Origin of the sequence: uncultured Candidatus Pelagibacter sp. (genome assembly GCF_943788075.1) — a bacterium.
GTDB lineage: Bacteria > Pseudomonadota > Alphaproteobacteria > Pelagibacterales > Pelagibacteraceae > Pelagibacter.
In genome coordinates this window covers 17,615-36,730 of record NZ_CALSOW010000003.1, presented here as the reverse complement: position 1 = coordinate 36,730, position 19,116 = coordinate 17,615, and the positions used below count along the sequence as shown (strand labels likewise).

The 19,116-nt window shown below is 31.1% G+C and carries 20 protein-coding genes; 15 read left to right on the top strand and 5 right to left on the bottom strand.

All coding sequences use genetic code 11. The features are described 5' to 3' along the window. Nucleotides 1-2: 2 nt before the first annotated feature. The 8 genes from Q0X98_RS03720 (at nt 3) to Q0X98_RS03685 (ending at nt 7,907) form a co-directional block, all read left to right on the top strand. Nucleotides 3-1,169: a M24 family metallopeptidase gene (locus Q0X98_RS03720; RefSeq protein ID WP_297681616.1), complete on the top strand. Its 1,167-nt coding sequence runs from the start codon at nt 3-5 to the stop codon at nt 1,167-1,169. 39 nt (nt 1,170-1,208) lie between these two features. Next, nucleotides 1,209-2,294 (top strand): ABC transporter ATP-binding protein, encoded by a 1,086-nt coding sequence (locus Q0X98_RS03715; RefSeq protein WP_028036417.1) that lies wholly within the window; start codon nt 1,209-1,211, stop codon nt 2,292-2,294. 126 nt (nt 2,295-2,420) lie between these two features. After that, nucleotides 2,421-3,542: an extracellular solute-binding protein gene (locus Q0X98_RS03710; protein WP_297681613.1), complete on the top strand. Its 1,122-nt coding sequence runs from the start codon at nt 2,421-2,423 to the stop codon at nt 3,540-3,542. A 69-nt stretch (nt 3,543-3,611) separates the two neighbouring features. Further along, complete coding sequence (locus Q0X98_RS03705) at nt 3,612-4,175, top strand: hypothetical protein (protein WP_297681611.1); 564 nt, start codon at nt 3,612-3,614, stop codon at nt 4,173-4,175. A gap of 109 nt (nt 4,176-4,284) precedes the next feature. Next, nucleotides 4,285-4,860, top strand: coding sequence for an ABC transporter permease (locus Q0X98_RS03700; RefSeq protein WP_297681609.1), 576 nt, complete (start codon nt 4,285-4,287; stop codon nt 4,858-4,860). A 2-nt stretch (nt 4,861-4,862) separates the two neighbouring features. Further along, the gene (locus tag Q0X98_RS03695; RefSeq protein WP_297681607.1) at nt 4,863-5,717 is read left to right on the top strand and encodes an ABC transporter permease; all 855 of its coding nucleotides are present in this window, start codon (nt 4,863-4,865) and stop codon (nt 5,715-5,717) included. 53 nt (nt 5,718-5,770) lie between these two features. Then, nucleotides 5,771-6,337 carry a 3-hydroxyacyl-CoA dehydrogenase family protein gene (locus Q0X98_RS03690; RefSeq protein ID WP_297681605.1) on the top strand — a complete coding sequence of 189 codons (567 nt, stop codon included), beginning with the start codon at nt 5,771-5,773 and terminating at the stop codon, nt 6,335-6,337. Then, on the top strand, nt 6,309-7,907 hold the full coding sequence (locus Q0X98_RS03685; protein ID WP_297681603.1) for a 3-hydroxyacyl-CoA dehydrogenase family protein: 1,599 nt from the start codon (nt 6,309-6,311) through the stop codon (nt 7,905-7,907). Before Q0X98_RS03690 ends, Q0X98_RS03685 begins: the two co-directional genes overlap by 29 nt. Nucleotides 7,908-7,993: 86 nt before the next feature. Here the strand turns inward: Q0X98_RS03685 and Q0X98_RS03680 are convergent, their stop codons facing one another. The 3 genes from Q0X98_RS03680 to Q0X98_RS03670 are packed head-to-tail and all read right to left on the bottom strand — an operon-like array spanning nt 7,994 to nt 9,885. Next, nucleotides 7,994-8,461 (bottom strand): thioesterase family protein, encoded by a 468-nt coding sequence (locus Q0X98_RS03680; protein WP_297681601.1) that lies wholly within the window; start codon nt 8,459-8,461, stop codon nt 7,994-7,996. A 54-nt stretch (nt 8,462-8,515) separates the two neighbouring features. After that, nucleotides 8,516-9,160, bottom strand: a complete 645-nt coding sequence (locus tag Q0X98_RS03675; protein ID WP_297681599.1) for a peptidylprolyl isomerase — start codon at nt 9,158-9,160, stop codon at nt 8,516-8,518. A 2-nt stretch (nt 9,161-9,162) separates the two neighbouring features. After that, nucleotides 9,163-9,885: a putative zinc-binding metallopeptidase gene (locus Q0X98_RS03670; RefSeq protein WP_297681597.1), complete on the bottom strand. Its 723-nt coding sequence runs from the start codon at nt 9,883-9,885 to the stop codon at nt 9,163-9,165. A gap of 56 nt (nt 9,886-9,941) precedes the next feature. Here Q0X98_RS03670 and speB point away from each other — a divergent pair, with 56 nt between their 5' ends. Together speB and Q0X98_RS03660 are read left to right on the top strand one after the other, a co-directional pair. Next, nucleotides 9,942-10,901, top strand: a complete 960-nt coding sequence (gene speB, locus Q0X98_RS03665) for an agmatinase (RefSeq protein ID WP_297681595.1) — start codon at nt 9,942-9,944, stop codon at nt 10,899-10,901. A 20-nt stretch (nt 10,902-10,921) separates the two neighbouring features. Then, the gene (locus tag Q0X98_RS03660; RefSeq protein ID WP_297681593.1) at nt 10,922-12,358 is read left to right on the top strand and encodes an aldehyde dehydrogenase family protein; all 1,437 of its coding nucleotides are present in this window, start codon (nt 10,922-10,924) and stop codon (nt 12,356-12,358) included. Here the strand turns inward: Q0X98_RS03660 and Q0X98_RS03655 are convergent. Together Q0X98_RS03655 and Q0X98_RS03650 are read right to left on the bottom strand one after the other, a co-directional pair. Next, nucleotides 12,355-12,660, bottom strand: a complete 306-nt coding sequence (locus Q0X98_RS03655) for a hypothetical protein (protein WP_297681591.1) — start codon at nt 12,658-12,660, stop codon at nt 12,355-12,357. The two genes, Q0X98_RS03660 and Q0X98_RS03655, sit on opposite strands and share 4 nt — an antisense overlap. Nucleotides 12,661-12,704: 44 nt before the next feature. Then, nucleotides 12,705-13,544, bottom strand: a complete 840-nt coding sequence (locus Q0X98_RS03650) for a M20/M25/M40 family metallo-hydrolase (protein ID WP_297681589.1) — start codon at nt 13,542-13,544, stop codon at nt 12,705-12,707. Between the two features lie 27 nt (nt 13,545-13,571). Between Q0X98_RS03650 and Q0X98_RS03645 the strand changes: the two genes are divergently transcribed. The 5 genes from Q0X98_RS03645 to Q0X98_RS03625 are packed head-to-tail and all read left to right on the top strand — an operon-like array spanning nt 13,572 to nt 19,116. Then, on the top strand, nt 13,572-13,913 hold the full coding sequence (locus Q0X98_RS03645) for a tRNA-binding protein (RefSeq protein ID WP_297681588.1): 342 nt from the start codon (nt 13,572-13,574) through the stop codon (nt 13,911-13,913). Nucleotides 13,914-13,916: 3 nt separating this feature from the next. Next, entirely contained in the window at nt 13,917-14,510 is a 594-nt protein-coding gene (locus Q0X98_RS03640) for a LysE family translocator (RefSeq protein ID WP_297681586.1), read from the top strand. Between the two features lies 1 nt (nt 14,511). Next, a complete protein-coding gene (gene acnA / locus Q0X98_RS03635; protein ID WP_297681584.1) occupies nt 14,512-17,181 on the top strand; it encodes an aconitate hydratase AcnA in 2,670 nt (889 codons plus the stop codon). 2 nt (nt 17,182-17,183) lie between these two features. Next, the gene (locus Q0X98_RS03630; protein WP_297681581.1) at nt 17,184-17,828 is read left to right on the top strand and encodes a hypothetical protein; all 645 of its coding nucleotides are present in this window, start codon (nt 17,184-17,186) and stop codon (nt 17,826-17,828) included. Continuing rightward, nucleotides 17,821-19,116: a PQQ-binding-like beta-propeller repeat protein gene (locus Q0X98_RS03625; protein WP_297681580.1), complete on the top strand. Its 1,296-nt coding sequence runs from the start codon at nt 17,821-17,823 to the stop codon at nt 19,114-19,116. Before Q0X98_RS03630 ends, Q0X98_RS03625 begins: the two co-directional genes overlap by 8 nt.

The following is a 19,116-nucleotide window of genomic DNA, read 5'->3' as shown; positions in this document are numbered from 1 at the left end:
ATATGGATTTTACAAAAGAAGAGTACAAACAAAGATTAACAAAAGTTAAAAAGAGGATGCAAGAAAAAGGCATCGAACTATTAATTTCTCATGACACTAATAATTTAAATTATTTAACTGGTTATGATGCTTGGTCTTTTTATTATGCTCAATGTGCAATCGTTCACATAGATGCAGAAGAACCATTATGTTTTGTAAGAGCACAAGACTCTGGTGGAGCATATATCAAAACATATTTGAAAGATGAAAATATTATTGTCTATGATGAAAGTTATATTCATACCTGGCCTAAACATCCTTATGATTATTTAGTTCAGATAATTAAAGAGAGAAAGTGGGATAAGCTTTCTGTAGGGGTAGAGATGGATGCACATTACTATACAGCTTTTTGTCATGAAAAAATTAAACAAGGTTTACCCAATGCTAAAATTGTAGATAGTGATAGACTTGTTAACTGGGCAAGATTGATAAAATCTGATGCTGAAATTGGATATATGAAATCAGCAGCATTAATTTCTCAAAAGGGAATGAAGACAGCCATGGAAGTCATTAATCCAGGGGTTAGACAATGTGATGCGGTAGGTGAAATTCAAAAATCATTATTTTATGGAACGGAAGAATTTGGTGGCGAATATTCTAGTATTGCAACTTTACTTCCAACTGGAAAAGGGACATCAGCTTCGCATTTAACTGCAACACAAGATAAATTTGTCGAAGGGGAGGCAACTATTATTGAATTGTCAGGTGTATATAAAAGATATCATGCACCAATGGCTAGAACAGTGTTACTTGGAAAACCTGATCAGTTAAAAATTGATACCATGAAGAAAACTATTGAGGCGTTAGAAACTGGAATTAGTGCTGTAAAACCTGGGAATACTGCAGATGATGTGGCCCAAGCATTCTGGAAAATACTAGATAAATATGGAATTGATAAAAAATCAAGAACTGGTTACTCAATTGGAATTGGATATCCACCAGATTGGGGAGAGCATACTCTTAATATATATAAAGGGGACATGACTATTTTAGAGCCTAATGTTTGTTTTCACATGATTGCAGTGATGCAATTTGGTGATTGGGGAGTTGAAGCTTCTGAAGCAATACGAGTTACAGAAACAGGCAGTGAATTATTTTGCAATATGAGCAAAGAATTACATATCAAATAAATTACTTGATTATCAATCTAACAAATGTTTTAAAGTAATATGGCTAATGATCATTTTGTAAGATTTGAAAATGTAGATAAAAGTTATGACGGTAAGCAACTAGTCGTAAAAGGTTTAAATCTTGATATTGAAGAAGGTGAGTTTGTAACAATGCTTGGGCCCTCTGGTTCAGGTAAAACAACTTGTTTGATGATGTTAGCTGGATTTGAAACTCCAACGAATGGACAAATTTATTTAGATAATAAAGTTATCTCAGATATTCCTCCTCATAAAAGAGGTATTGGAATGGTATTTCAAAACTATGCTTTGTTTCCACACATGACTGTTTATGAAAACTTAGCTTTTCCATTAAGAGTTAGAAAAATTCCAAAAGATGAAGCAGATAAAAAAGTTGATAAGGCATTATCAATGGTGTCTCTTCAAGGCTTTGAGGCTAGAATGCCGATGCAATTATCAGGTGGTCAGCAACAAAGGGTTGCTGTTGCAAGATCATTAGTATTTGATCCACAATTAGTTTTAATGGATGAACCTTTAGGAGCGTTGGACAAAAATTTAAGAGAAAGTATGCAATATGAAATTAAACATATTCATGAAAGTATTGGTGTAACTGTTGTCTATGTTACTCACGATCAAACTGAAGCTTTGACGATGTCTAATAGGATTGCAGTTTTTAATGATGGTAAAGTTCAACAACTTTCAAGTCCTGATGAATTATATGAAAGACCTGTTAATTCTTTTGTTGCAGAGTTTATTGGAGAGAATAATACTTTTGCAGGTGAAGTATCAGATGTATCTGGTGATAAATGTAAAGTGAAATTAAATTCAGGAACTGAAATTTTAGCAAATCCTATTGTTGCAAAAGCAAAAGGAGACAAAACTACAATATCTCTTAGACCTGAAAGAGCATTGATTGATTCTGACACTAAAATGGATAACAATCACAAAGGTAAAATTGAAGAAGTCATATACCATGGTGATCATACAAGATTAAGAGTAGATCTATTAGGGAATGATCAATTTATTCTAAAAGTTCCAAATAGCTCAAACAGAATGGATATTAAAGCAGGTAAAGAAATTAATATTGGTTGGAATAGTGTTGATTGTAGAGCTCTAGATCCTAAATAATTTCTTTTAGTTATTCACATAAAACATAAGACAAATTAACCCTAATCAGCTGTTGACTAAGCTATACTATATTGTTTTAGTAATCACTTTATAAAAACTAAACGTTAACGTTAAATAGGAGAATAAATGAAAAAAATAAGTAAATTATTACTTGCTCTTTCTTTTGTACTTTCTGTAACAACTTCAGCATTTGCAGTAACTGTAGTGTCTTGGGGTGGAGCTTACACAGAGTCACAAAAATTGGGTTACGGTGATCCTACAGCAGCGAAACTTGGAATACCTGTAAACTGGGTAGACTACACTGGTGGATTATCAGAAATTAAAGCTCAAAAAGAAGCTGGAAAAATAACTTGGGACATTATCGATGTGTACGCAAAAGACACAATTATCGGATGTGACGAAGGTATTTTCCATGAATTCGATTTTGACAAAGACTTTGCACCTGCTCCAGATGGAACACCTGCAAGTCAAGACTTCTTTACAGGCATGCCTTCAAAATGTGCAGTTGGAAACATTCTGTACTCTTGGAACTATGCTTACAATGATGCAACAATTGGTGATAAAAAACCAAGCACATTGAAAGATTTTTTTAACACTAAAAAGTTCCCTGGTAAGAGAGCTCTTTACAAAGGTGCAATGTCTAACTTAGAAATTGCTATCACTGCAGACGGTGTAAACCCTGGTAAAGGTTCTGACTTAACTTACAGAAAACTTGATGCTGATGGTGGAATTGATAGAGCTATGAACAAACTTAAAGCTTTATGTGAAGATCCAAATGGCGGATGTGTATTCTGGAATGCTGGAGCTCAACCACCAGAACTACTTGCTAATGGTGAAGTAGTAATGGCTACTGGTTGGAATGGTAGATTCTTTAACGCGCAAATGGAAGGAACTCCACTTGTACAAGTATGGGATGGACAAATTCTTGACTATGAATACTTTGCATTAGTTAAAGACGGTCCAGGTTATGCTGACGGTTCAGCTATGAAAGTACTTAGAGAAATGACTAGCTCAGAAGGTTTAGCTGGAAGTGCTAAGTACATTGCATACGCGCCTTGGAGAAAATCTTCAATCGCAGTTATGGAAGCTGGAGAGCCTTGGTTTAAAGATGGTAAGACTAACATGGTACCACATATGCCAACAGCACCCGCTAACACAAAAAGATACATCCTTATGAACCCTGAGTTTTGGGCAGATAACCAAGACGAAATCGGTGAAAAATGGGAAGCTATGAAAGCTGGTCTATAATTTAGTTTTATAGATTAGTATTTTATACTATATTGAAAGGGCAGTTATTTATAACTGCCCTTTTTTATTATGAGCAAAGAACAAATATTATCATCCGACGGATTACCTTTAGAAGTTAGCTTAAAAAAAGCTGAACGAAAAAATAAACTTAAAGCGGTTGCGCTCGTTGCTCCATTATTTTTATTTATTTTAATTATTTATGTTTTCCCAATTGGAGACATGTTGTTTAGAAGTGTTGATGATCGAATGATCACTAAAATGCTTCCTAAAACATTTGCTGCAATCGAGAAATGGGACGGAAAAGATTTACCAGATGAGCCAGTTTACAAAGGTCTTTATGATGATTTGACTTATTTAAAAAAGAATAAAACTTACGGAAAAATTATAGCAAGATTAAACTATGAAAAAGGTGGCTTTAGTAGCTTAATAAAAAAAACAGTTAGAAAAATTAATAAATTCGAAGAAGGTAATTATAAAGAGCAATTTATCAAAGTTCATAAAAGGTGGGGTCAAAGTGAATATTTGGTAGCTTTGAAAAATACAGCTCCAAATTGGTCTTATGCCAAATATTTAAAAGGTGTAGATAGAAAATTTGATCAAGATAGAAATATAATCCAAGTATCCAGAAGATAGAAGAATACACAAAACTTTATGGCTAAGAACGTTAAATGTTGCCTTTTGGGTTACCATATTCTGCTTTATTCTTGCCTACCCAATCTCACATTTATTAGCAACACTACCTATGAAATACAGTAATTTGCTAATGATTTGTGTTTTACTTCCTTTTTGGACGTCGTTATTGGTTAGAACTTCAAGTTGGATGGTTTTACTTCAACAGCAGGGACCCATAAATGATTTAATTGTTTGGATTGGTTTAGCCGCCGATGATAACAGGCCTGAATTAATGTATAATGTGATTGGAACTTTTGTTGCAATGACCCAAATATTATTACCTTTCATGGTTTTACCTCTTTATAGTGTCATGAAAACTATTTCACCAAGCTTAATGCGAGCTGGAAAATCATTAGGTGGAACACCATTAGTATCATTTGTTAAAATTTATTTTCCATTAACAATTCCAGGAATTGGTGCTGGATGTCTATTGGTATTTATTTTAGCTATAGGATATTACATTACCCCTGCATTAGTAGGTGGTGCTAGTGGATCATTAATTAGTAATACAATTGCTTATCATATGAAGAGTTCATTAGACTGGGCGTTTGCATCTGCTCTTGGAACTATGTTGTTAGTTGGAGTGCTAACTATTTATTGGATTTATAATAAACTTGTAGGGATAGATAATATTAAATTAGGATAATTATGGCACTACCAAATCACACACCTTTAAATTATAGAATTTGGCATTACACATACCTATTCTTTTGTGGTTTAGTTTTTTTCTTTTTGATTGCACCTTTATTTGTAATTCTGCCACTTTCATTTAATGCTGAGCAATACATTCACTTTTCAGCAAAAATGTTAGCATTAGATCCTGAAGGGTTTTCTCTAAGATGGTATAAAGATATGATTTATGGAACTAAAAATCCATGGGGACTAGCTACTAAAAATAGTTTAATCATTGCTTTCTTTGCAACAATAGGATCAACCATTCTTGGAACGGTTGCTGCATTAGGTTTAAGCAGTAGATACATGCCATACAAAGCTGCATTCATGGCTTTATTAATTTCACCGATGATTGTTCCATTAATTATCTCAGGTACTGCAATATTTTTCTTTATGGCAAAAGTTGGTTTAGCTGCAACACATACAGGGATTATATTATCACATATAATCTTAGGAACTCCATTTGTAGTAATCACGGTTACTGCAACATTAACTGGTTTTGATCATAGTGTAACACGTGCTGCTGCAAGCTTAGGAAGTAATCCAGTAAACACATTTATGAAAATTACATTACCATTAATTATGCCAGGAGTTATCTCAGGAGCCTTGTTTGCTTTTGTAACTTCATTTGATGAAGTGGTAGTTGTACTATTCTTAGCTGGATTAGAGAACACTACTATTCCAATTCAAATGTGGGTAGGATTAAGAGAACAATTAAGTCCAACTATTATGGCAGTTGCGACATGTTTGATTGTTATGTCTACTTTAATCTTGGTTAGTGCAGAGCTTTTAAGAAGAAGATCTGAAAGACTAAGAGGAATTAACAGATAATTAATTTACTTAATTATATTTTTTCAATATAAATTTCTTCTCAAATTTAAATTATGGATATTAAAAAAGTTGTAGTAATTGGATCAGGAACCATGGGAAGTGGAATTGCAGCTCACTTATGCAATGCAAATGTGCCCGTCACATTGTTGGATCTTACAACTGAAATATCTGAAAAAGCTAGAGATAGAATATTCAAGTCAAAACCCCCGTTACTGTTAGATAAATCACAAATTGAAAATATTAAAGTAGGTAATATTAATGATAATTTTGATGTAGTTAAAGAAGCTGATTGGGTTGTTGAAGCAGTAGTTGAGAGAATTGATATCAAGCATGATATTTACGAAAAAATATTTAAAGATAGAAAAGAAGGAGCGATTGTTTCATCGAATACATCATCCATTCCTATTAAAGTTTTATCTGAAAAATTAACAACAGAAGAAAAGAAAGATTTTTGTATTACTCACTTTTTTAATCCTGTGAGGTATATGGGATTACTAGAGATTGTTAAAAATGAAAATAATGATTTAGCTAAAATAAACTCTTTAAAGAAGTTTTGTGAAGTAGAGCTTGGAAAAGGAGCAATTGTTTGTAATGATACTCCAGGATTTTCTAGGAAATAGAATAGGTGTTTTTGCAATGCAAGTTGCAATGACGGAAGCTTTTAAAATGAAATTAAGTATTGAGGAAGCGGATGCAATATTTGGAAGACCAATGGGAATTCCAAAAACAGGAGTTTTTGGTCTTTATGATTTAATTGGAATAGATTTAATGGCTGACGTTCTTAAAAGTTTTATTAAAGAACTGTCTGAAAATGATCCTTTTCAAGAAGTTGCTAAAGAAATCCCTCTTGTTAAAAAATTAATTGAAACGGGTTATACGGGTCGAAAAGGTAAGGGTGGTTTTTACCGAATGAACAAAACTGGTGCAACGAAGGTTATGGAAGCAATTAACCTTGAAACTGGCGAGTATTCTGTAAGTCAAAAAATTAATATTGGCTCTGATAAGGTTGATTTAAAATCTTTAATCTCAAGAGAAGATAAATTTGGTAAGTACGCCTGGTCAGTTATCTCAAAAATTATAAAATATTCATCTTCATTAGTTCCTGGAATTACTAAAGATTTTAATGACATAGATGAAGCGATGAGACTAGGTTTTAACTGGACTAAAGGTCCATTTGAAATGTTAGAAGAAATTGGTATTGAGGATTTTTTTAATAAAATTGATGAGTTTGAAGGAAATGAGTTTCTAGAAAATTTATCTAAAAGTAAAAACCAAGATTTTTATGGCTCTAGACAAAAATATACTGAAATTGAAACTTTAGGAAAAGTTAAAAAGAAAGCAAGCAGTATTGATGGAAATAATTCAGCTCAAATTTATCGTTTCAATGATTATAATATTGTTGAATTTACCACCAAAGCTAACGCACTTGATTATGATTCAATGGATGCGCTTAAAAAAGCAACTGATAAACCTTTAATCATTATTAATGAAAGTATGCAATTTTCTGCTGGTGTTAATTTAACTTACACAATGGACTTTGCGAACAAAGGTGATTTTAAATCTATTGAAAAATTCATTAAATATTTTCAAGAAACATGTAAACATTTAAAATATTCAGATCATCCAGTAATCTCAGCGCCATCAGGTTTAACTCTTGGCGGTGGGTTTGAAGTAATGGTTCAAAGTAATTTTGTAGCCTCACATACAAACATTGTTGTTGGTTTAGTTGAAACGATTGTTGGCTTAATTCCAGCAGGTGGTGGATGTAAAGAAATGTTAGCAAGATGGCTTGATACCAATGAGGCTAAAAAAGATCCTAATTACGCACCCCTTAAAGTATTCGATATTATTGGCTACGGTAAAACTGCAACCTCACCAGTTGAAGCAGAACCTATGAAGTATTTAAAACCTGAAGACAAAAAAATTATGAATAGAAATAGTTTGCTTGAGGTTTCAAAAGAAATTTTGAGTAATAATAAAGACTTTAAAGCCCCATTAGAGACAAAATTCAATCTTCCAGGAAAAGCAGTACTTCCAGAAATGAATAAGATTTTAGATAAATTATATAATGACAAAGTAATTCTAGATCATGGTTTAAAAGTAGCACAAGAACTAGCCCATGTATTAAGTGGTGGAGACACAACAATAGATAAATCTTTAACTGAAGATGACTTTTTAAATTGGAATTAGATGCTTTTATGAGACTAATTGAGACTAAGGAAACTCAAGATAGAATTAAACATACACTTGCAACTGGTAAACCTTTAGTAAATTAATTATTTTTTTAATTTACCAGTAATCACTAAATTATTATTTTCAAATTTCTCTTTATTAGTTGCTATAAATTTATCCATAATATCTATTTTTTCTTGCTCAAATTCAGCAACTTTTCGTTTCTTTAGATCGATATATAAAGATAACATTTCAAGTGTAGCAGATAATTTTTTTGAAGATTTTTCAATCATTTCCATTTTAAAATGTAATCTTTTTTTATCATGATCAAAAAAAGTTAGGTTAATTTCAACCTCATCTCCTAATTTAACTTCACTATTGTATGTTGTGTGAGTTTCAACAACCATGGTACTCATGTTAGTGGATTTAGCTGAGCTTTCCCCCATTTGAAATTTTTTTAAAATAATTTCCCAAACATCGTCAAAAACCAAAACATAGTAAGCCATGTTCATGTGGTTATTATAATCTATCCACTCTTTCTTAATTGTTTGGTCTGATATATGAACTGACATTTTAAAACTATAACATAAACCTATTATTAAATTAATAATATGTAGATAATTATTTTATTTAAACATTCTTACAGTATTAATAAAATCTGGTCTTAATACGTATTCTGATCGATGAGAGTATTTAATTTTTTCTAGTACCTGAATTCCATAGATTACTTTTCCTATAGGAGTGTATTCACCCTCAAATAACGGTTCATCATCTAGTATTATAAAAAATTGACTATCTTCTGTGTCATATCTGAGCGATCTTGCTAGACCAACACTACCCTTATCAAAATTAAATTCAGCATCTATTTCTGATTTAATGGTACCAAGCCCAGACTTACCCGTTCCAATCTTTCCATAATCTATTTGATTTTTTTTTCCGAACTGAATATCTCCAGCTTGAACTAGCTTATCTTTGATCACTCTATGAAAAGCAACATTGTCATATGATTTTGAATTAATTAATTCTTTAAATCTTTCAACCCCGTTTGGAGATATTTCTGGGTAAAGTTCAATGATAACATTTCCACACTCAGCATTAAGCACAACAATATTGTTAGGTTTTGAATAATTAATTTTTTGTGGATCAAAATTTTTTACAAACAAACATTTATTTTTGATTAAAATGGTAAAACTTAGAGCAAAAACTCCTAATAGTATTAAAAATATTAAAATTAACTTTTCATGCAGTGAGGCTTTAACTTTTTTAATCATATCTAAAATAAAAAAGTATTATCAATTTCATTTAATCTATCTTTTATAAATTTAATTTTTTGATTCAAAATTTTATCATCTGAATTTTTATAATTACCCATTATTAAATGCGAATATACTTCTGCCATATCTTCCGATGGGATTGTCATTGAATATTCGGTAAAAAAACCATCAGTTTTTTTATATGTCTCAAGACCCAACTTCTTTGAACAAGTAGAACATTCTGCATATTTGAAATTTGGGTTATTAAATGTTTTCCAATCATCCTCATTAAATAATTCTTTAAAACCATCATTAATTATATGAAATAGTTCGTGATGAATTACTCTTTCAAAATATTTTTCATTAAATTTTAGATCTACAATTAGTGTTTTCATCACATGATCTGGAATTCCTGCTGTATTTATTCCTGAAATAGATAAGTTTTCACACATAACAATATATTTAAGATTAATCTTTTTCAAAAACTCTTTTGAATATCGATTTAAATTTTTAGATATTATTTGGTATTTTTTATCATACGTCTTCTTATCTGAGTTACTGCAGGCAATATTCTTTTGAACTCCTAGTCTAAAAGGTTTCGTTGCATAGAAATATTTAAGTTTATTGGGTGTTTTTAATTCATAGATTTCTAAATTGGGTATTTTAATTAGATTATAAATAGAATTAGAGTTTGCTGAGGTTATTAAAAAAAATGATATTAAAACTAGCTTAAAAATCCTCATATACATAATTTAGATGATATTCGATTTAAAAAGAATGTGGTACATTTTGTTTATAAATGAAAAAAGAACGTAATAAAAATCCAGTTCAACCAGTCAGTGGAACAAAAGTTCCAAGATTTGCAGGTCCATCAACATTTGCAAGGTTGCCAGAATTAAGAGATGTTGAAAGTTGTGATGTTGCAATTGTAGGAGTACCATTTGATGCTGGCACAAGTTATAGACCTGGTGCAAGATTTGGCCCACAAAGTATTCGACAAGCCTCAAGACATTTGAGAACCAATTATCATCCAAGTTATGATGTCGAACCTTTTAAAGTTCAACAAGTAGCAGATGCTGGGGACATTACTTGCAATCCTTTTAGTATTGATGAAGCCATAAAACAAATTGAAGTGGGAGCGACAGATTTATTAAATAAAGTAGGGGGCATAATTAGTTTAGGTGGTGATCATACAATAGCAGTACCACTTCTTAGAGCGATTAATAAAAAATGTAATGGACCAGTTGCATTAGTTCATTTCGATGCTCATTTAGATACGTGGGATACTTATTTTGGCGCACCCTATACACATGGAACTCCATTTAGAAGAGCTAGAGAAGAAGGTTTGTTTTTAGATGACGCATCAATGCATGTTGGTATTAGAGGTCCACTTTATAGTAGAGATGACATTAAAAATGATGAAAGTTTTGGATTTAAAATAATTCACTGTGATGAATTTCAAACAGAGGGAACAGATAAAATTGCAGAAAGAATTAAAAAAAGAGTAGGTGATAATCCTTTATATTTATCTATCGATATTGATGTATTGGATCCAGCTTTTGCACCAGGCACAGGCACACCAGAGATTGCAGGTATGACTACAAGAGAAATGGTAAATGTTTTAAGAGGGTTATCTGGATTAAACTTAGTATCAGCAGATGTAGTTGAAGTTTCACCCGCATATGATCATGCTGAAGTAACCTCACTTGCAGCTGCAACAATTGTTTACGAATTAACAAATCTATTTGCAAAATCATAAAGAAAGGATAGTTTCTCAAAATGTTAGATAAGAAAAAATTTTATATAAATGGTGAATGGGTTTCTCCAAAAAAACCTAATGACTTAAAAGTAATAGATCCTTCAACCGAAGAAGAGTGTGCAGTAATATCTTTGGGGGGAGTTGAAGATGTTAATGATGCAGTAAATGCAGCAACAAAAGCCTTTGAGACTTGGGCATTTTCATCAAAAGAAGAAAGATTAGAATATTTAGAAGCTTTGTACGTTGTTTATAAAAAAAGATGGGCTGAAATGGCCAAAGCAATAACTCTTGAAATGGGAGCACCAATTGATTTTTCAACTCAATTACAAGCTGGAACTGGAGCAAGTCATATAAAATCTTATATAAAAGTTTTAAAAGAATATACATTTGAAGCAAAATTAGGTGAGCATGCGCTTAATAATAATATTTTACATGAGCCAAAAGGAGTTTGTGCATTAATAACTCCATGGAACTGGCCAATGAATCAAACTTGTCTAAAAGTGATTCCAGCGATTGCAGCAGGATGTACAATGGTACTTAAACCATCTGAGATAGCTCCTTTATCTTCAATGATTTTAGCTGAAATGATTGATGAAATAAAATTACCAAAAGGTGTTTTTAATTTAGTTAATGGAGACGGAGCAGTGACTGGAAATGCTTTAACAAGTCACCCTGATGTAAATATGATCTCATTTACAGGATCAACTAGAGCTGGAGCTTTAATTTCACAAAATGCAGCTAAAGATTTTAAAAGAGTAAGTTTAGAACTTGGGGGAAAAGGAGCAAACATTATTTTTAAAGATGCTGATGCTGAGGCTGTTGAAAGAGGAGCATTAAGATGTTTTAGAAATACAGGTCAATCATGTAATGCACCTACTAGAATGTTAGTTGAAAAATCAATGTATGATGAAGCAGTTGAAAGAGTTAAAAATTTTGCAAATTCAATGAAAGTTGATGTTGCGGCAAAAGAGGGTGACCATATAGGGCCTGTAGTTTCAAAAACTCAATTTGATAAAATTCAATCATTAATTCAAGTTGGTATTGATGAAGGTGCAAAATTAGTTGCAGGTGGAACTGGAAAACCTGATGGATTAGATAAAGGATATTTTGTTAAACCAACAGCTTTTGCTGATGTAAATAATCAAATGCAGATTGCTAGAACTGAAATTTTTGGACCAGTATTATCGATTATACCGTTTGAGACAGAAGAAGAAGCAATCGCAATTGCAAATGATACTCCTTATGGTCTTTTAAATTTTATTCAAACCCAAGATCAAGAAAAAGCAAATCGTGTTGCTAGAAAACTAAGATCTGGAATGGTTGATATCAATGGTGCAGGTCTAGCACCTGATGCACCATTTGGTGGCTATAAGCATTCTGGGATTGGTCGTGAAGCTGGTAAGTTAGGGCTTGAAGAGTATCTTGAGGTTAAAGCGGTAAGTGGCTGGAACGATTAATTAGGAATAGATTGTTTATTTATTCCATCCAAAAGATTTAAACATTTTTTAAGTTCATTTAAAACTATAAACTCATCAATTTTATGAGCTTGTTCAATTGAACCAGGACCACACACGACTGTACTAATACCTATTTCCTGAAATAGACCTGCTTCAGTTCCAAATGAAACTACTTGTCTAGAATTATCTCCTGTTAAACTTGAGATTAACTCACAAGCATCAGATTTATCTTCTCTATCAAATCCAACAATCTCTCCAATAATATCTTTTTCAATTGAAGCGTTTGGAAAAATTTTTTTCATCTCAGGTAACAACACTTCATTTGCATACTTATCAATTTCCTGATTTAAGAATACCCATCTTCTTTAACCACTGGTCTTGTCTCCCAATTAACATGACACTTATCTGCTATCACATTATGAGCGATACCTCCAAAGACACCTCCAATTGAAAGCGTTGAATGGGGTGGATCAAAAATAGAGTCTTTTGGTGCTCTTTCTCTAAGTTTTTCTCTTAATTCAATTAACTTATTTACGTATCTTGATGCATATTCAACAGCACTGACACCTTTATGTGGTGCTGAACTATGTCCCGCTAAACCTTTAAAGTATGTTGTGTATTCATAACATCCTTTATGAGCATCAATGATTTTCATATTAGTTGGTTCACCAATAATACAAATTCCATCTTTAATATCTCTCTTTTTTAATTCCTCTATTAATATTGGAGCTCCTTGACATGCAGTTTCTTCATCAAAAGTAAAAGAAAAATGAATATCTCTGTCTAAATTTGATTTTGAAAAAGTAGGTGCGTAAGCTAAAGCGCAAGCAATAAATCCTTTCATGTCACAAGAACCTCTGCCATATAATTTATCCTCTCTAATTGTTGCTGTGAAAGGATCTGAACTCCATCCTTTTGAAACAGGAACAACATCTGTGTGACCTGATAGAATTATTGGTTTTTTTGTTTGAGAACTTTTAGCTTTTAATGTTGCAAATAGATTTACTCTTTTTTTTTCATCATCGTATGTTCTAAATGAAGTGGCCCCAAGTTTTTTTAAGATATCATCACAATAATCAATTAAGGAGCTATTATCTTCTCCTGAAATAGTTTTAAACCCTATTAGGTCTGTTAAAATTTTAACTGAATTATCAAATAATTGTTCTGAATTATTTACTGTACTCATATTTAAGTTCTACTATATATTAATTGTATGAAAGAACAAATTACCTTTGATGACTTTGATAAAGTAGATATTCGTGTTGGTACAGTCATTTCAGTTAGAAAAAATGAAAAAGCAAGAAAACCATCATTAGTTGTTGAAGTTGATTTTGGGGAAGAAATAGGAATTAAACAATCATCAGCCCAAATTACACATTACTATAATGAGGAAAATCTTAAGGGAAAACAAGTTATCGGAGTATGTAATTTTGCTGAAAAAAATATTGCAGGTGTGGTATCTCAAGTGCTTATTTTAGGATCAATAGATAAAGAAGGAAAAGTAATTTTAGTTCATCCATCACAAAAATCTGAGAACGGCCTACCAATAGCTTAATAAATGCATCCTGAAATTTTATCTATAACATTGTTTGGAATTGTGGCTGCATTCACTCCAGGACCAAATAATTTTGTTGCATTTTACTCTGGTTTTAATTTTGGTATAAAAAGAACGCTACCCCATATAATGGGAGTTAGCTTTGGTTTCCCCTTTCTTTTACTTTGTATAGCTTTAGGACTGGTTAATGTCTTTAAACTTTACCCATTAATTCAACTAATATTAAAATATTTAGGAACAATTTTTTTAATTTATTTAGCATATAAAATTTCATTTTCTGGATCAGAAAATCAAGAAAGTAAAAATAAAAATCCCGTAAAGTTTATAGAGACATTTATTTTTCAATTCTTAAATCCCAAAGCTGTAATTGCTTCAATAATTGTTGTCTCCACATACATAAATCCAGATGAAAATTTTGTAAATCACACGACTCAAATTATTATTTTAGCTTTACTAGTTTCGGTCACTAGCATCACTCTTTGGACGTTTTTAGGTAAATTCCTAAGGAAATTCGCGACAAATCAGAAATTTATTAATTATTTTAATTATGCTATGTCACTGCTTCTTTTATTAAGCATTATTACTTTTTATTTATAATATGACACCAGGAAAAAAAAATTCTTATAAGTCCCTATCAGAAATTGCCATCGATGGAAAAAATTACAAATTTTATTCACTAAAAAAAGCTGAAGAAAATGGTCTTGAAGGAACTTCGAAATTACCAAAATCTTTAAAAGTTCTTCTTGAGAATTTATTAAGATATGAAGATGATCTATCAGTAAATAAAAATCAAATAGACTCCATTAAAGAATGGTTAAAATCAAAAAAATCAAATACAGAAATTGCTTACAGACCTGCAAGAGTGTTACTTCAAGATTATACAGGTATTCCAGCAGTTGCAGATTTAGCTGCAATGAGAGAAGCCGTAAAAGATAAAAATAAAGATCCAAACACTATTAATCCATTGTCAGCTGTTGATCTTGTAATTGATCATTCTGTTCAAGTGGATCAGTCTGCTAAATCAGACTCATTTGAAAAAAATGTTGATATAGAATTTGAAAGAAATGGAGAAAGATATTCTTTTTTAAAATGGGGACAACAAGCATTTAATAATTTTAGAATAGTCCCACCAGGAACAGGAATTTGCCATCAAGTAAACTTAGAATATTTATCCAAAGTGGTTTGGTCAGAAGAATTTGAAGGAAGTAAATATATATTTCCTGACACTTTAGTTGGAACTGACAGTCATACTACAATGGTAAATGGTTTATCAGTACTAGGCTGGGGTGTTGGTGGAATTGAAGCTGAAGCAGGAATGCTAGGGCAACCAATTTCTATGTTAATACCTGAAGTAATAGGGTTTGAAGTTACAAATAAAATGCCTGAAGGAACCACTGCAACAGATTTGGTTTTAACTGTTGTTAAAATGTTAAGAGATAAAGGGGTGGTTGGAAAATTTGTTGAATTTTATGGCGAAGGTTTAAAAAACTTAACTCTTGCTGATAGGGCAACGATTGCAAACATGGCTCCTGAATATGGTGCAACATGCGGATTTTTTCCAATTGATGATGAAACATTAAAATACTTAAAATTTTCGGGAAGAGATCAGCATACGGTTGATGTGGTTGAGCATTATGCAAAAGAACAAGGTTTGTGGGCAAGTAATGAAATAGTTTTTACAGATACTATCTCACTAGATATGTCGACAGTAGTTCCAACAATTTCTGGACCTAAAAGACCACAAGATAAAGTATTGTTAACCGATGCGCCAACATCATTTAAAAAAGTTTTAGAAGATGCGACCAATAAAAAAGATCACTCTGTTTCAAAAGTATCTGATACGGATTATGAAATTAAAGATGGTTCAATTTTAATTGCAGCAATTACTTCTTGCACTAATACATCAAATCCAAATGTCTTAATTGGAGCTGGACTACTTGCTAAAAAAGCGGTTGAATTAGGATTAGAAGTTAAACCATGGGTTAAAACTTCTTTAGCACCTGGATCAAAAGTAGTTACTGACTACTTAGCAAAAGCAGGATTAAATACTTATTTAGATAAATTAGGCTTTAATTTAGTAGGCTATGGTTGCACTACTTGCATTGGTAACTCTGGTCCATTGCCTGAAAATATTGTTAACGCAATTCAACAAGAAAATATTTATGCTGTTTCTGTTTTATCTGGGAATAGAAACTTTGAAGGAAGAATTTCTCCACATATTAAAGCAAATTATCTAGCATCCCCACCATTAGTGGTTGCTTATGCAATAGCAGGTCATATGGAAGTTGACTTATATAAAGAGGCACTGGGTAAAGATAAAGATGGCAATGACGTTTTCTTAAAAGATATTTGGCCATCTAATAAAGAAATTGAGGACACTTTAAAACAATCTTTAAATGCTGAAATGTTTATTCAAAGGTATTCAAATGTTTCTGAAGGTCCCACTCAGTGGCAAAAAATTCAAACAGAAGAGAGTAGTATTTATAGTTGGGATGAGGGATCAACTTATGTAAAGAAACCTCCTTTCTTTGATAATTTACCAGATGAGCCTGAAGGGTTTAAAGAAATTAAAGATGCAAGACCTTTATTAATTTTAGGAGATATGGTTACTACAGATCATATTTCACCAGCAGGAAATATTCAAAAAGAAAGTCCAACTGGAGAATATTTTATGGAACATCAAATACTTCCAAAAGATTATAACTCTTATGGATCGAGAAGAGGAAATCACGAAGTAATGATGAGAGGAACGTTTGCAAATATTAGAATTAGAAATGAAATGGCACCAGGAACTGAGGGTGGTTTTACTAAAATTTACCCTGAAGAAAAAGTAATGCCTGTTTATGATGCAGTGGTAGAATATAAAAAAAGAGGAACTGATTTAGTTGTCATAGGTGGTAAGGAATATGGAACTGGTTCTTCAAGAGACTGGGCTGCAAAAGGAACAAAATTATTAGGTGTTAAAACAGTAATTGCTGAAAGTTTTGAGCGTATTCATAGATCCAATTTAATAGGGATGGGAATTTTGCCTTTACAATTTACAAACGATGTAAATAGAAAAAACTTAAATCTTATTGGTTCAGAACTAATAAGTGTTCTAGATGTTGAAAAAGGTATTAATCCATCAGATGAAGTAACAATTGAGATTAAATATGCATCAGGCGATATTAAAAAAATTAAAACTTTATGCAGAATTGATACTAAAAATGAATTAGAATACTATAAAAATGGAGGCATACTCCAATATGTTTTAAGGAATATGATTTAGTTATGGACGAAGAGATCTCAATTATTAATAGCAATGCAAGACATGAAAAAGTAAGAAGTTTTTTTGTTAATAATAAAAATAAAATTATTTCAATAATAGTTGTTTTGATTATTGTAATAGTGGGTGCTTATAGTTTTGATAGCTATCAAACCAATAAGAGAAAAGAAATCTCAAATAAATTCAATTCTACTACTTTAGCTCATTCGGAAAACACCAAAGGAACAACAGTAAAAAATTTAGTTGAAATTATTAAAGAACAAGACTCTACGTATTCACCTTTGTCTCTCTATTTCATTATTGATAACAAATTAGTTTCCAATCAAAGTGAAATTAATGATTATTTTGATATTTTGATTGAAAAGACCTCATTAGATAAAGAAATTAAAAACTTAGTTATCTATAAAAAAGCATTATTTAATTCAGATCAAGCTCAAGAAAACGATTTATTAAATATTTTAAATCCATTGATTAATTCTAAAAGTGTATGGAAATCACATGCTTTGTATTTAATGGCTGAGTATTTTTATTTTAAAGATCAAAAACAAAAATCTAAAGAATTTTTCAATCAAATTGCTAATTTAGAAGATGCTAACTCAAGTATAAAGGCTGAGGCACAAAAAAGATTGAAAAGAGATTTGAGTGATTAGACTATTTTTATTAATTTTAACATTATTTTTTCTATCCAACTGTTCTTTAAAAGAGGGCCCAGGGTTATGGAATAAGAAAGAAAAAATAGAAAATCAAAAAAAAATAAAAAAACTTTTCTCTAAAGAAAAAAAAATAATTACAGAATTTAACCCTGAATTAAAGTTAGACACATCAGAAATAATATTTAACAATGATATTGCTGATAATCAAAATGATACTGGCGCTCAAAATTATAAAGGACTTAATGAAAAAATTAATACTTTTAAATTTTCAACAATTAAAGATACCAATCAATTAAATTACAAACCTATTTTTTTAGATGAGGGACTAATTTTTTTTGATAACAAAGGAACAATAATTAGATACGACGGAAATGGTAAGGTTATTTGGAAAAAAAATATTTATTCAAAATCTGAAAAAAAATTAAATCCTAAGTTATTTTTTGCACTAGATGGAGAAAATTTATTAGTCACTGATAATCTTGCCAAATATTATTCAGTAAATATTAATTACGGTGAATTAAATTGGTCAAAGAATAATATGTATCCATTTAATTCTGAGATTAAAATAACTGAAAACATGTTATTTGCAGTTGATTATAAAAATACATTAAGAGCTTTTAACGTAAGTGATGGTTCTGAGTTATGGAATTTTCAAACAGAGAACTCTTTTACAATTTCAGACACCATAAACTCTCTTATAGTTGTTAATAATTTGGTAATTTTTAGTAGCTCTATTGGTGACATTACTGCTGTTGATATTGAAAATGGTTTAATCACATGGCAACTTCCTACCCAAAGCACTAATATCATTAATGAATCTTATAAGTTTAGAAATTCAAAATTAGTTTCTGATAAAAAATCAATTATTTTTTCAAATAATAAAGATGAATTTTATTCAATTGATATAAAAACAGGAGTTGCCAATTGGATTAATGAAGTAAGCTCAAGTGTAACTCCAATTTTAATTGGAAATTTAATTTTTACTGTATCAAACGAAGGTTATTTACATGTAATAGAAAAAAATAATGGAAATATAATTCGAATAACAGATCTCTATAAAAATTATAAAGAAAAAAAACGAGTAGATATTAAACCGATTGGTTTTGTAATTGGGAATAGAAATTTATATTTAACAAACAGTGATGGTCAAATGTTGGTGGTAGATTTAGTGACTGGAAAGTCAATTTATAATATTAAAGTCGCTAAAAGCTTTGTTTCTAAGCCGTTTATTTCAAATGAAAATTTATTTGTAATTAGAAAAGGATCTATCATTCAATATAACTAA